Source organism: Pseudonocardia xinjiangensis (assembly GCF_050948425.1).
GTDB classification, from domain to species: domain Bacteria; phylum Actinomycetota; class Actinomycetes; order Mycobacteriales; family Pseudonocardiaceae; genus Pseudonocardia; species Pseudonocardia xinjiangensis.
This window is the reverse complement of record NZ_CP192009.1, coordinates 4,573,839-4,587,821: the sequence shown is the minus strand read 5'-3', so window position 1 is coordinate 4,587,821 and position 13,983 is coordinate 4,573,839. Positions and strand designations below refer to the sequence as shown.

Genomic DNA, 13,983 nt, shown 5'->3' with positions numbered 1-13,983 from the left:
CCCACGAGTGCCTCGGGGGCGCACACCATCGATCACCACCACGAGCGCTGACAGGCTCCTGACCAGCACGTACATCAGCTGGATCCGAGGAGTCACCGTGACCACGCTGCAGGAGCCCGCACACCTTCCCCCGTCGCACCAGGACGGTCCGGCCGTGCTCGTGGCCTCCGACCACGCCCAGGGCTCGCGAGCCCGCCGCGGCGAGCGACTGGACCACGTGTTCGAGGAGCGGTGCGACTGGATGCGCACCTACGGCCGCGCCGGCCACCTGGCCGTCGACGCCGGTGAGACCACCCTGACCTTCACCGAGCTCGACGAGCGGGCCAACCGCCTCGCCCGGTACCTGCTGGCGAACGGGGCGCGGCCGGGTGACCGGATCGGGTTGTTGTTCGACCAGGCGGTGCATTCCTATATCGGGATGCTGGCGGTGTTGAAGATCAATGCTGCGTACGTGCCTCTGGATGTGGCGTTCCCGCCCGACCGCATCGCCTACATCCTTTCCGATGCCGGTGTGCGGATGGTGCTGTCGTTGTCGCACGTTCGCGACCGGGTCGAGAATCTCGAGGACTTCGCGCCCGGCCTGGTCTACCTCGACGAGGCGGCCGGCGACATCGCCCGCCTGCACCCGGCCCGGCTGTCCGACGCCGAGCGCGGCGACGCCGTGGAGGATCTGGCCTACCTGATCTACACCTCGGGTACCACGGGGCGGCCCAAGGGGGTGGCGATCGAGCACGCGAGCATCTGCAACTTCGTGCGGGTGGCCGCGGAGGTCTACGGCATCACCGCGCAGGACCGCGTGTACCAGGGGATGACGATCGCGTTCGACTTCTCGGTGGAGGAGATCTGGGTGCCGTGGGTGGCGGGCGCGACGTTGGTGCCCAAGCCGGCGGGTTCGAGCCTGCTGGGGCTGGATCTGCACGAGTTCCTGACCGAGCGGCGGGTCACGGCGATGTGTGTGGTGCCGACGCTGCTGGCGACGCTGGAGGAGGACCTGCCGCTGCTGCGGTTCCTGCTGGTGTCGGGGGAGGCGTGCCCGCAGGACCTGATCGCGCGCTGGCACAAGCCGGGGCGGCGGTTCCTGAACGTCTACGGCCCGACCGAGGCGACCGTGACCGCGACCTGGACGACCCTGCACCCCGACCGGCCGGTCACGATCGGGCAGCCCCTGCCCACCTACACCACCGTCATCCTCGACCCCGACAACCCGCACCGCGCCCTGCCCCACGGCGAGACCGGCGAGATCGGCATCGCGGGCATCGGCCTGGCCACCGGCTACCTCAACCGCGACGACCTGACGGCGAAGGCGTTCATCCCCGACTTCCTCGACATCGCCGGCAACCCTTCGGGGCGCATCTACCGCACCGGTGACCTGGGCCGGGTCAACGCCGAGCGCGAGATCGAGTACATGGGCCGGATCGACCTGCAGGTCAAGATCCGCGGTTACCGCATCGAGCTCACCGAGATCGAGTCGGTGCTGCTGCAGGTGCCGGGCATCGCCGCCGCCGTCGTCGACACGTTCGAGCCGGCGCCCGGCACCGTCGAGCTGGTGGGTTACTACAGCCTGCGCACCGGCGTCACCGCCCTCGACGCCGAGACGATCACCGCGCACCTGCGCGAGCGGCTGCCGTCCTACATGGTGCCCGCCTACCTCGAGCACCTGCCCGTCATCCCGATGACGCCGCAGGACAAGGTCGACCGCCGCGCCCTGCCCGCCCCCACCGCCGGCCGGGCCGGCGCCTCGGCGGGCGAGCACGTCGCCGCGGCCACCGACACCGAGCAGGTCCTCGTCGACGCCCTCGCCGCGACCCTCGGGGTCGAGCAGGTGTCCGTCGACAGCCACTTCTTCGACGATCTCGGCGCCAACTCCCTGCTGATGGCCCAGTTCTCCGCTCGGGTCCGGAAGCAGACCGCGCTGCCGTCACTGTCGATGCGCGAGATCTACCAGTGCCCTACGGTCCGGCAGCTGGCCGCGGCGTTCGGCGGGTCCGCCCCGTTGCAGCCCGCCGCGCCGGTGGAGCCCGTCGACGTCCCACGGTTCGGCCGGCCCCGCCTCGTGGCGGTCGGGGCGGCCCAGCTGCTGCTGTTCCTCGCGTCCGCCTACCTCACCGCCGTGGTGGTCGAGCAGGGCTTCTCGTGGGTCACCGCCGGCGCCGGGTGGCTCGAGACCTACACGCGCGCAGTCGTCTTCGGCGGCGCGACCTTCCTCGGGTTCAGCCTGCTGCCGATCGTGGCGAAGTGGCTGCTCATCGGGCGGTGGACGGCCCAGGAGTTCCCTGTGTGGAGCCTGCGCCACCTGCGCTTCTGGTTCGTCAGGACGCTGATCCGGGCCAACCCGATGGTGCTGTTCGCGGGGTCCCCGCTCTACCTGCTCTACCTGCGTGCGCTCGGCGCGAAGATCGGCCGCGGTGTGGTGGTGTTCTCCCGCAGCGTCCCCGTCTGCACCGACCTGCTGACCATCGGCGACGGCACCGTCATCCGCAAGGACTCGACGTGGAGCGGCTACCGGGCGGTCGCCGGCCGCATCGAGACCGGACCGGTCACCCTGGGCGCCGGCGTGCTCGTCGGTGAGCAGACCGTCCTCGACATCGGCACCTCGATCGGCGACGGTGGCCGGCTCGGCCACGCCTCGTCACTGCAGACCGGCCAGCACGTCCCCGCGGGCGAGCGCTGGCACGGTTCCCCCGCCGAGCCGGCCGGCACCGCCCACGCCTCCGTCCCGCCGGCCCGCTGCGCCGCCGTCCGCCGGTTCGTCTACTCGGCGTGGCAGCTGGTCAACCTGCTGCTGCTCGTCCCGCTCGGGTTCACCATCGGCAGCGTCGCGGTGCAGAAGATGATGGAGTGGGACGCCGTACCGACGGGCACCGGATCGTTCTGGCTCACCCACGCGGCCTTGTCGGCAGCAGCCTTCTTCGGGCTCATCCTCGGCGGGCTGCTGTTCGTGACCACCGTGCCGCGGGTGCTGAGCCTGGCGCTGCGCGCCGACACCGTCTACCCGCTCTACGGGTTGCGCTACGGGATCCTCCGCACGATCACGCGCACCACCAACGCCGCGTACTTCATGAACCTCTTCGGTGACAGCTCCTACATCATCGGGTTCCTGCGCGCGCTCGGCTACCGGATGCGCGACGTCCAGCAGACCGGCTCGAACTTCGGCGTGGCCCAGAAGCACGACACGCCCTACCTCGTGACCATCGGCTCCGGCACCCTCGTCTCCGACGGCATCTCGATCATCAACGCCGACGTATCCAGCACGTCGTTCCGGCTGTCCGAGGCATCGCTGGGCTCGCGCAGCTTCCTCGGCAACGCCATCGCCTACCCGGCGGGCGCCCGGATCGGCGACAACGTCCTCATCGGGACGAAGGCCATGGTCCCGATCGACGGCCCGATCCGCTCCGACGTCGGACTGCTCGGCTCGCCGAGCTTCGAGATCCCGCGCTCCGTGGACCGGGACAGCCGCTTCGACCACCTGAAGAGCGGCGACGAGTTCCGGCGCCGCCTGGCCGCGAAGAACCGGCACAACCTCGCCACCATCGCGATCTTCCTGGTGGTCGGCTGGTTCCAGTTCTTCGCGACGACCCTCATCGGGCGGGCCGCGGTCGACCTCTTCCCCCGCTTCGGCGAGCTCGTGATCGTCGGGTCCCTGGTCGCCACCCTGCTCTTCAGCCTCGTCTACACGGCACTGGTCGAGCACGCCGCCACGGGCTTCCGCAAGCTGCAGCCGCGGTTCTGCTCGATCTACGAGCCGTACTTCTGGTGGCACGAGCGGGTCTGGAAGCTCATGGGCTCTCTCGTGGCGATCTTCAACGGCACCCCGTTCAAGCCCGTGATGTGGAAGCTGATGGGGGTCCGCATCGGCCGCGGCGTCTTCGACGACGGCTGCGCCATGCCCGAGAAGTCACTCGTCACCGTCGGCGACGGCGTCACCCTCAACGCCGGGAGCGTCATCCAGTGCCACTCGCTCGAGGACGGCACGTTCAAGTCCGACCACACCGTGATCGGCGCAGGCGCCACCGTCGGGGTCGGTGCGTTCGTCCACTACGGAGTCACGATGGGGCCGGGCTCCGTGCTCGACGCCGACGCCTTCCTGATGAAGGGCACCGAGACGGCCCCCCACTCCCACTGGCAGGGCAACCCGGCCACCGAGGGGCGTGCTGTGAACTCGGCTCCTGCTCCTGCTCCTGCTCCTGCTTCGGCTTCGGCTCCTGCTTCGGCGCCCGTTCCGGTCGCCGAGCCCGTGCCGGCTGTTGCGTCGGTTCCGGCCACGCCGATTGCGGTGGCCGCCCCCGCCAGGGCCGCCGGGCCCGTCGTCACCCGCCTCTACTCACTGCCCAGCCCGCCGGCGCCCACCGCGCGCCCCCTTCCCGCGCCTGTCCGGGCGCCGCTCACCGCACAGGAGAACGCCATGCCCGCCACTCCCACCTCCCGGCTGTCCGTCGTCGCACCCGCCGAGCAGGCGGCCGGCGGCTTCGCGGCCCGGCCGCGCGTGACGACCGCCCTGCCGGGCCCACGCTCGTCCGAGCTGCTGGCCCGCCAGGAGCAGCGTGAGTCGAACGCCCGCGTCTACCCGCGGCACTTCCCGTTCGCTGTCGCCGAGGCGGCCGGCAGCCACATCCGCGACCTCGACGGCAACGTCTTCATCGACTTCCTCTCCGGCGCCGGTGTGCTCTCGCTGGGGCACAACCACCCCGAGCTGGTCGCCGCGGCCACCGAGCAGATGGGCATCTTCACCCACGGCCTCGACATGCCCTCGCCGGCGAAGGACGCGTTCACCGAGGCGCAGCTGTCGATGCTCCCCGCAGGCATGCGGGTCCGGATGAAGATCCAGTTCTGCGGGCCGACCGGCGCCAACGCCGTCGACGCCGCGCTGAAGCTCTGCAAGACCGCAACCGGCCGCGGCGGGGTCGTCTCCTTCCAGGGCGGCTTCCACGGCAGCAGCCACGCCGCGATGGCGATGACCGGCAACGTGTCCCAGAAGCGCCCCATCACCAACGGCATGCCGGGCGTGAGCTTCTTCCCGTTCTCCTCGTGCAGCCGCTGCCCGCTGGCGCTCGACCCGGAGACCTGCCAGACCAACTGCGTCAGCTTCCTCGAGCGCGCGCTGCGTGACCCCAACGGCGGCCTCGAGCTGCCCGCCGCGGTGATCATGGAGATGGTGCAGGGTGAGGGTGGCGTGATCCCGGCCCGCAAGGAGTTCGTCCAGCGCGTCCGTCAGCTCACCCGCGAGCTCGGCATCCCGCTGATCGTCGACGAGGTGCAGACCGGCTGCGGCCGCACCGGCACCTGGTTCGCGTTCGAGCAGTACGACATCGAGCCCGACGTGATCGTCGCGTCCAAGGCGCTCTCCGGGATGGGCCTGCCGGTCGCGATCGTGCTGTACGCCGAGGAGCTCGACACCTGGGCACCGGGCGCGCACAGCGGCACGTTCCGCGGCAACCAGCTGGCCTTCGCCGCGGGGACCCGGACCGTCGAGATCGTCCGGCGCGACGACATCCTCGGGAACGTGCAGGCCCGCGGCGAGCAGATCGCCGCCCGGCTGTCCGGGCTCGCCTCGCACCCGGGTGTGCTGGAGGTGCGCGGCAAGGGCCTGATGTGGGGCATCGAGCTCACCGCGCCCGGCGACGGCCGAACCGTCGCCGAGCTGGCCGAGGACGTCCAGGCCCGGGCCCTGCGCAGCGGCCTGATCGTGGAGCTGGGGGGCCGTGACCACTGCGTGGTCCGGATGCTGCCGCCGCTCAACGTCACCGCCGAGGTCGTCGACATCGCCCTCTCGATCCTGCTGCACGCCATCGAGGGCGCCTACGTCGACGCCACCCGGGCCGCCTGAGACCCACCCAGCCCCAGTCGAACGCCGGCGCCGCACCCGCGGCGCCGGCGTCGGCACGCGCCCACCCCACCCCGCGAGTCGCCCGAGTCGGACCCGCGAGTCGCCCGGTTCTGATGTGCGAGTCGCCGGGTCCGGACGTGCGCCGCTCTGCCGTACGGGCGAGGTCGACGTGAGCGGGGCGGCGTTCGCGTCTCACCCCCATCAGGTCGATCTCGCCGGGGCCGGGCAGCTCGGAGGGTGATAACCCGTGGTCGACGGAGGTGGTGTTCTCCTACGGTCGCGCGGTGACTCGGCGCGTGTTGTTCGTCGGCCTGGCGGGCCACGGGCACGTCACTCCCACACTGCCGTTGGTGGCCAAGCTCGTACGGCGAGGGCATCGGGTGCACTACGCCTGCGGACCCGAGTTCCGCGAGGCCGTCACGGCTGCGGGGGCCGAGTGGGTGCGGTTGCCCGGCCTGCCCCCGTTCTCCCCGCCTGCGCAGGTCGGACCGCAGATCGTGGCGCTGTGGTTCCGCCACTTCTTCGCCGCACTGGCCGCGACCTATCCCGTTCTCCTCGAGCACTGCCGCGAGCACCGCCCGGACGGCGTGGTGTACGACGCCACCAACTGGCCGGTCCGGCTGGTGGCCCGCCGGCTGGGCATCCCGGCGGTGCGGACCGTGCCCAACCTCGCCGAGAACGAGAGCTGGACCGGCGTCGGCGACGCCCTCACCTCCGGCACCGCGAGTCAGCCGGAGATGGCCGCGCTCGCCGAGGATGTGGCCGCCTTCGCCGCCGAGCACGGCGTCGCCCTCGACGTCGCCGCGATGATGGACGTCACCGAGGCACTCAACCTGGTGTTCGTCCCGCGTGCGTTCCAGCCGGCCGGGGAGACGTTCGACGCGCGCTTCCGGTTCCTGGGGCCCGTGCTGGGCGACCGGGAGAACGCCGAACCGTGGTCGCCGCCTCACCCGGACCTGCCGGTGCTGTTCATCTCGCTCGGATCGATCTTCACCGACCATCCCGCGTTCTACCGGGCCTGCCGGGACGCCTTCGACGACGGCCGATACCAGGTCGCGATGACCATCGGCGGTCTCGACCCCGCCGACCTCGGCCCCTTGCCCGCGACGATGCAGGTGCGGCCCTGGTTCCCGCAGCCGGCGGTACTGCGGGACGCCGCGGGGTTCGTGACCCATGCCGGGATGAACTCGACGATGGAGGCGATCTACTACGGCGTCCCGATGGTCGCCTTCCCGCGGATGCCGGAGCAGGTCGTCAACGCCGCCCGTATCGTCGAGCTCGGACTCGGGCGACGGCTCGATCCCGAGGATCTGACCGCTGACACCCTGCGCCGCGCCGTCGACGAGGTCGTGCGGAGCCCGGACGTCGCAGCCGGCCTCGCGGAGATGCGTGCGGAGGCTCGTCGCGGAGGTGGTGCCGCAGGCGGCGCCGACGCGATCGAGGAGTACCTGCCGTAGCGCGTATCAGAGGGCGGGGCGGGTCAGGAGGGTCAGTGCACGGCGGCGCAGTGCGGCGAGCTCGGCCTGCGCGGTGGTGGGGGGCCGGGTGGGCCGGCCGGACCGGGCCGGGGGGAGGGCGCGCTGCCTCTCGGCGGTGCGAGCCGCGCACTCGTCACGCAGTTGCTGCTGAGCCGCGCGGATCGTGTCGCGCGTGTACTTGCCCGCCCCGAGCAGGAAGCCGTCGGCGCAGTGCCGCACGAGCGCCTTCGCCCTGGCGCGGCGGGCGTCGAGCTGTCGCTTGCGCTCACCGCTGAGGGCCGCTCCGCCCATCAGGACCGCCGCGAGCAGCGCGCCGCCCACGACGATCCAGACCGGGAGGTCGATGCCGGCGAAGCGGGGCAGGACCAGCGCCATCATCAGCCCGCCGTACCCGGACATCACCAGGCTGCGGCCGCGCGCTGCCAGCGGCCTGCGCCTGCCTGTCGGGGGTTCACGGGGCGGGAGGTGGTCGAAGAGGTCGGGAACCTCGGGTGGATGGACGGGGCGCAGCGGGGCGCCGCCCAGGTCGGCGGCGAGTGCGGAGGCGACCTCGGCGGTGCGCGCGGTCAGCAGCGCCCGGGTCCGGCGGCCCTCGTAGTCGAGCCGTTCGCGCAGCCAGGCCTCCACCGCGTCCCAGCTGGTCGCCGGGTCGTTCTCGTCGACGACGCGCTCGGCCTCGGCCACCGTGAGGCGCACGCGGGTGCGCAGATCGAAGTCCACGTCGGAGGAGACGGCGGCGAAGCCGTCGGAGAGCACCTGCTGCCAGCGGCCCCGGTCGGGAGCGGCGGGAGCGGGCTCGGTGGCGCGCGGACGCCGGGCGACCGGCCCGGGCGGTGCTGTTCCCGGGTCCTCCAGCTCACCGACGGCGCCGAGTACCTCCTGGGCGACGGCGCGGGCGGCGCTCAGCTCGGTCTGCCCGGCGAGGTCGCGGAGCCGTTCGGCGAGTGCGGGGATCCCGGACGCGGTGGCGAGGGCGGGCCGGGCGGTGGCGACGGCCTCGGTGTGCAGCGCGACCGACACCGCGAACGGGGCGGCGGGCACCCCGGCCGAGCCCAGCAGGTCGAGATCGGCTTCGAACACGTCGCGCCAGTGCGGGTGCCGGTCGATCCCGGTCAGGACGAACACGACAGCGGGGCAGCGGTGGTGCAGTGCGCGCAGCTGGTCCAGCTCTGCGGTGGTGAGGATCTGCGCGGAGTCGGCGACGAACATCACGATGTCCGCCGCCTCATCGGGACCGGCGACACCGGCCTGGGTGAGGGTGATGCCCGGCGAGCCGGGAACGGCGCGCAGCAGGGCGGTGACCATGTCGGTCCTGCCCTGCGGCGCGCCGCCGGCCACCTGCACCGTGACCGAGGGAGCGCGCAGCAGGCTCCGTGCTGCGGAGAGCCGGTCGACGAGGTCGAGCCGGCCTCCCGCCCGCGCCGTGCCGATCGCCGTGTCCAGGACGTCCTGCGGCCTCGTGGCCGCGCTGTCCGGCACCGGCGGGGCGCTCATCGGGTCCTCCTCGGATCATTGCGGCGGAACTGGTCAGGCGTGCTCGTACTCGTCGGAGTCCTCGTCCTCGTCCTCCCAGTCCGACTCCTCGTACTCGTCCTCCCACTCGTCGAAGTCCTCGTCCTCCCAGTCGACCTCGTCGTAGTCGCTGTCGTAGTCCTCGCAGTAGTCCGACATTCTCGGCACCTTTCGGTAATCGGGCCGCGGGGTGTTTTCCCGCTGTTCCGGACCCGGGTAAAGAATTGCCGGAAAGCGCCGGTGCCGACATCGAGGAGACCCCACTGTCGCCGGAGTCGTCCCCCGTCTCCGGCGGGGGTGGACCCTTCCTGCTCGCGACACAGGTCTGGACATGCCAGCGAGCCCGGTCGCGGGGACGCGACCGGGCTCGGGACGAGGAGGGGTGGGGTGGTCAGGGGCCGGAGCTGAGGGCGGCACCGATCTGGCGCAGCCGGGCCGTGTGCCTGCGCGCGTGATGACCGCAGAACAGCAGCTCACCGCCGCTGGGCAGGAGAGCCCTGAGCTGGGCAGCCGCGCTGCAGCGGTCGCAGCGGTCGAGCCGGGTGAGGGTTGCGGTGGCGGTCATGTCGTCACGCTGCCGCGAGCACGGCGTGGCCGGACGGGGTGAGCCGGGCGGGCCCCGTCTGCGCAGCCGTGGCGATCAGGCCGGCGGCGGTGAGCCGGGGACCGGCGAACTGGTCACTGAAGCAGAGGCCGTCGACGACGAGCACGCCGCCCGTCCTGGAGATCTCGCAGCGGCCCGCGGCGACGGCCCGGAGAACGGCGCGGTCGCGGTGGGTGAGGGCGGCGGTGGTGGTGTTCATCGTCGGTCTCCTTCCGGCTTCGGGAACTATTGCGACTGAGGAAAGAGTGCGCCGCACCTGCTCCGCGATACATCTCGTTCTCCCTAGGGACGGCTGGGCGCACCCGCCGGTTCAGGTAGGGACTGCCCCCCGTCGGGCCGCCCGGGGCACACCGGGCGGCCACGTTCCGGGCGACTCGCGCACGGGATTCGGGCGACTCGCGGGGGTGGGGCCGGGGTCAGCCGGCGACGTTCAGGGTGGTGAGCGTGCCGTCCTTGAGGTTCGAGACGTAGGCGGTGGTGCCGTCCGGCAGGACGGCGACCGAGGTCGGTGACGAGCCGGTCGGGATGGTCGCGGTCACCCTCATCGTGTCGGGGTTGATCACGGAGACGGTGTTGTCGGTGACGTTCACGACGTAGGCGAAGCGGCCGTCGGCGGACCACGTGATGTCCTGCGGGTTGCGGCCCACCGCGATCGCCGTGACGACCTTGTCCGTGCCGGTGTCGATCATCGTGACGGACGCGGCGTCGTAGTTCACGTTGGCGACCAGCGGCCGGGTCGGGTGAACCGCCACGCTGTGGGGGCTCGTCTGGACGGGTATCTCGGCGAGGATCGCGTGGTTCGACGTGTCGATGGCCGAGACGAGGTTCGACTCGTGGTTGGCCGTGTAGGCCTTCGTGCCGTCGGGCGAGAACTCGACCCAGTGCGGGTTGGGCGCAACCTTGATCTCGCTGGTGACGGTGTTGGTGCCCGTGTCGATCACCGAGACGGTGCCGGAGTCGTGGTTGGGCACGTAGAGCTCGCTCCCGTCGGGGGTGACGGCGGCGAGGAAGGGCCGGGTGCGCACCGGGATCGTGGCGGTGATCGTGTTCGTGGTGGTGTCGAGGACGCCCACCGCGGCGATGGTCCTGGCCTCGTTCCAGATGCTGACGTAGACGGTGCGCCCGTCGGGGGAGAAGGCCAGGTACTGCGGGGGGCCGGCCGCGACGGGGATGGTGGCCGTCACCGCGTCGACCGCCGTGTCGACGACGGTGACGACGCCGGCGGCGCGGTTGGCGATGTAGGCCTGCCGTCCGCTGGGGGCGACGACGACGAAGCCCGGGGTGGCGCCGGCGGGGATCGTGGGTCCGATGGACGGGATCGGCACGGCGGCCGCGACGGACGGCGGGCCGGCCGGGGCCGCCGGGGCGGGGGCTCCCGCGGCGGGAGGTGCCGACGCCACGGGCGGGGTGGCGGTCGAGGCCGGGGCGGCCCCGAACTGGTTCGTGACGAGGTAGACGAGGGTGCCGAGCAGGCCGAGCGCGACGACGGCGACGGCTGCCACGAGCGCGGCGCCGCGGGGGCTGCGCCCGGTGGGGCTCGACGGTGGCGCGGGGGGCGGGCCGGGCGGTTCGCCGCCGGGACGGTCGCCGGGACCTCCGGTGGCCGGCGGACCGGCGGGACCGCCCGGTCCCCCGTGGGCCACGGGCTGCGGCGGCTGTTCCGGGACGAGAGGCGGCGGTGCGCTGCGCTGCGCCGGCACGCCGACCGGCGGTGGTGGGCCGGTGGAGCTGCGGGCGCCCGTCGGCCCGGCGTCGACGGCGACGGATCCACCCCCGGCGGGCTCGCCGCCGCGTCCGCCTCGGGGGCCGGGAACGGTGGCCGGTCCGGCGGGCGGCGCGCCGCCCGCGGCGGTGACCGCGCCCGCTCTGGCGAGGGTGGCGGCACCGAGCGCCACGGCGTACTTCGGGTGGGCGTCGACCACGGTGGGGCGGCCCAGCTCCTCGGAGATCATCCGCGAGACCAGCGGGATCCGGGAGGAGCCGCCGACGAGCAGTACCGCCGACAGCCCGTTCTGGTCGATCTGGGCCGAGCGCAGCGTGCGGATCAGCGTGCCGATGGTCGACTCGATCGGAGCGCGGATCATGTCCTCGAAGTCGTCGCGGCTGAGGCGGACGTCGAAGTGGCGGTGGGGCAGGAAGACCGGGATGGTCGTCTCGGTGTCGACCGAGAGGGCCTCCTTGGCCAGCACGCAGTCCTGACGGAGCCGGGCGAGCGCGATGGCGGTCTGGGAGTCGCTCATGTCGAGCTCGGACAGCGCGCCGTTGGAGGCGTAGTTGACGTAGGACAGGATCGCCTCGTCAAAGTCGACGCCCCCGAGGCGCTCGATGCCCTCCGGGATGCCCAGGATCTCGATGCCGCTGGGATGTTTGCGCAGCACCGTGGCGTCGAACGTGCCGCCGCCCAGGTCGTACACCGCGATGATCTCGCCGTCGGTGAGGTGCCGCGAGGCGGCGTAGTGCGCGGCGGCGGCCTCGGGCTCGGTGACCGTGCGCGGTGCGGTCAGCCCCGCGACCTGCGGCACCTCGTCGAACAGCTCCCGGCGGAACGGGCCCCAGTTCGCCGGGTGGGTGAGCACGACGCTGTCGGGCTTGGTGCCCTCGGTCTCGGTGACCCGGGTGACGACGTCGTGCAGCAGGGTCCCGAGCAGGGTGGTGACCGGGTACGGGGTGCCGCCGAGGACCACGGGGGTGGGGTCGCCGAGGCGGCGCTTGAACTCGCGGCCGATCCGGTCGGGGCTGCTGACGGCGCGGCGGCCCGCGGCGTCGCCGGAGACGAGGGTGCCGTCCTCACGCAGGTACACCACCGCCGGGGTGACCACGGTGCGGTCCCCCAGCGTGAACATCTCGACTCGGGACTCGTTGGCGATCGCGGCAGCGACGAACGTCGTGCCGAGGTCCACTCCGAGGTTGTAACCCACGTCGCCTCCTGGGAGTCGGAACCGTACCCGCGGCAGGGCCTGTGTGGTACGGCGACTCACGATCGGACGAGGACTGGGTCGGCATTCGCTCGCGGGGTGTTACCCGTTTGCCGCAACTGGCGCGTGGTGCCGGAACCGCAGAGCGGGGGAGAACCCTACCCGGGGTGGGGCGCACCCCATTCCCGGCGACCCGCGGGCGCCGCACGATACGACGATGATGCTCGAGCCGGCGCAGTGCGCAGGCAACGCTCCCCGCACCGCCCCCGAGCGGGGCACGCCCGAGAAGCCGTCTCCCACCCCGCCGCCGCCCGCCGAGCCTCCGCACGCCACCCGGCTCCCGGCTCCCGCCCGCGATGCCCGCCGCCGCGCGGAGCGTGAGCAGTGGATGCGGCGCCGCCGCCTGGAACGTCAGCTGCACGACGGTGCCGCGCTGCGGATCTCCGCGCTAACGCTGCAGCTCGGCCTGTTCCGGCACAAGGTGCCCGACGCCGAACCCGACCTGCACGCCTCCATCGAGAGCCTCCAGGACGAGCTGCACGCCGTGCTGCAGGAGCTGCGCGACGTGGCCGCCAAGATCTACCCGCCGCTGCTCGACGAGGCCGGGCTCGGCCCGGCCCTGCGCGAGGTGGCCGATCGGATGGAGACCCCGGTGCGGGTCGACGCACCCGCGGACCGGTTCGGCCCGGCCGCGGAGGGTGCCGCGTACTTCGCCGTGGTCGACTGCCTCGCCGCCGTCGACGCTGCCGCCGCCGAAACCGGCGCCGCAGCGCCTCCCGTCGCGGTGCTGGTGCGGCGCTCGGCCGACGAGCCCGATGGGGCCGTGCTGACCGTGCACCTGACCGGGGCGGACGTCCGGCACGCCGAGTCGATGCTCGACCAGGTGCGCCGCCTCGGCGGGACCATCGATGTCGCCGGCGGCCCGGGCCCCGGCACGATTACAGCGAGGATTCCATGCGAGTAGCGCTGGCCGAGGACGGTGCCCTGTTCCGCGAGGGTCTGCTGATGCTGCTCCAGGCGGCGGGGCACGAGGTGGTCGGGTCCACGGCCGACGGTGACTCGCTGGTGGAACTGCTGTCGTCGCAGCCGGCCGACGTCGCGATCCTGGACATCCGGATGCCACCCGAGCCCGACGGCGGGCTGGTGACGGCCGAGCGGTTGCGTGCCCTGCACCCGGACATGGGGCTGCTGTTCCTGTCGCACTACGCCGAGTCGCACTACCTGATGCGCATCCTGCAGATCGGCACCGACTCCATCGGCTACCGGCTGAAGGAGAAGGTCGGCAGCGTCGACGTCCTGAGCGACACGCTCACCCGGATCGAGGCCGGTGAGATCGTCATCGAGCCGGTGCTGGCGAAGCGGCTGGTCGAACGGCCTCGTGGCGACAAGAAGGGGGTCATCGCCACCCTGTCGGAGCGTGAGCTCGACGTGCTGCGGCTGATGGCCGAGGGCCGGTCCAACAACGGCATCGCCGCGCAGCTGTTCGTCACGCCCAAGGCCGTGGAGAAGCACATCGCGAACATCTTCGGGAAGCTCAACCTGCACGCCGACACGGCCGAGCACCACCGCCGGGTGCTCGCCGTCCTGACGTACCTCCGATCGCAGCGCGACGGGGAATGAGGGTTGGCCGCTGTCCCCCAGCCGCATAGC

Annotated in this window: 9 protein-coding genes; 4 read left to right on the top strand and 5 right to left on the bottom strand. The window is 72.4% G+C overall.

Going from position 1 to position 13,983, the window contains the following annotated elements; translation table 11 throughout:
• The first annotated feature begins 97 nt into the window (after positions 1 to 97).
• Together ACQPZA_RS21625 and ACQPZA_RS21620 are read left to right on the top strand one after the other, a co-directional pair.
• On the top strand, positions 98 to 5,824 hold the full coding sequence (locus ACQPZA_RS21625) for a Pls/PosA family non-ribosomal peptide synthetase (protein WP_433273172.1): 5,727 nt from the start codon (positions 98 to 100) through the stop codon (positions 5,822 to 5,824).
• A gap of 284 nt (positions 5,825 to 6,108) precedes the next feature.
• Complete coding sequence (locus tag ACQPZA_RS21620; protein WP_433273170.1) at positions 6,109 to 7,281, top strand: macrolide family glycosyltransferase; 1,173 nt, start codon at positions 6,109 to 6,111, stop codon at positions 7,279 to 7,281.
• Between the two features lie 6 nt (positions 7,282 to 7,287).
• Here ACQPZA_RS21620 and ACQPZA_RS21615 read toward each other — a convergent pair whose 3' ends face one another.
• The 5 genes from ACQPZA_RS21615 to ACQPZA_RS21595 form a co-directional block, all read right to left on the bottom strand.
• On the bottom strand, positions 7,288 to 8,796 hold the full coding sequence (locus ACQPZA_RS21615; RefSeq protein ID WP_433273168.1) for a hypothetical protein: 1,509 nt from the start codon (positions 8,794 to 8,796) through the stop codon (positions 7,288 to 7,290).
• 33 nt (positions 8,797 to 8,829) lie between these two features.
• Positions 8,830 to 8,973, bottom strand: coding sequence for a hypothetical protein (locus tag ACQPZA_RS21610; RefSeq protein WP_433273166.1), 144 nt, complete (start codon positions 8,971 to 8,973; stop codon positions 8,830 to 8,832).
• A gap of 232 nt (positions 8,974 to 9,205) precedes the next feature.
• Positions 9,206 to 9,379: a DUF7455 domain-containing protein gene (locus tag ACQPZA_RS21605; protein ID WP_169400639.1), complete on the bottom strand. Its 174-nt coding sequence runs from the start codon at positions 9,377 to 9,379 to the stop codon at positions 9,206 to 9,208.
• A 4-nt stretch (positions 9,380 to 9,383) separates the two neighbouring features.
• Entirely contained in the window at positions 9,384 to 9,617 is a 234-nt protein-coding gene (locus ACQPZA_RS21600) for a hypothetical protein (RefSeq protein WP_433273163.1), read from the bottom strand.
• Positions 9,618 to 9,834: 217 nt separating this feature from the next.
• The gene (locus ACQPZA_RS21595) at positions 9,835 to 12,336 is read right to left on the bottom strand and encodes an Hsp70 family protein (protein ID WP_433273161.1); all 2,502 of its coding nucleotides are present in this window, start codon (positions 12,334 to 12,336) and stop codon (positions 9,835 to 9,837) included.
• 214 nt (positions 12,337 to 12,550) lie between these two features.
• On the opposite strand from ACQPZA_RS21595, the gene ACQPZA_RS21590 reads away from it, so the two are divergent.
• Together ACQPZA_RS21590 and ACQPZA_RS21585 are read left to right on the top strand one after the other, a co-directional pair.
• Complete coding sequence (locus tag ACQPZA_RS21590) at positions 12,551 to 13,297, top strand: sensor histidine kinase (RefSeq protein ID WP_433273159.1); 747 nt, start codon at positions 12,551 to 12,553, stop codon at positions 13,295 to 13,297.
• Positions 13,288 to 13,953 carry a response regulator transcription factor gene (locus ACQPZA_RS21585; protein WP_169397236.1) on the top strand — a complete coding sequence of 222 codons (666 nt, stop codon included), beginning with the start codon at positions 13,288 to 13,290 and terminating at the stop codon, positions 13,951 to 13,953. The genes ACQPZA_RS21590 and ACQPZA_RS21585 overlap by 10 nt, the downstream gene beginning before the upstream one ends.
• Positions 13,954 to 13,983 lie beyond the last annotated feature (30 nt).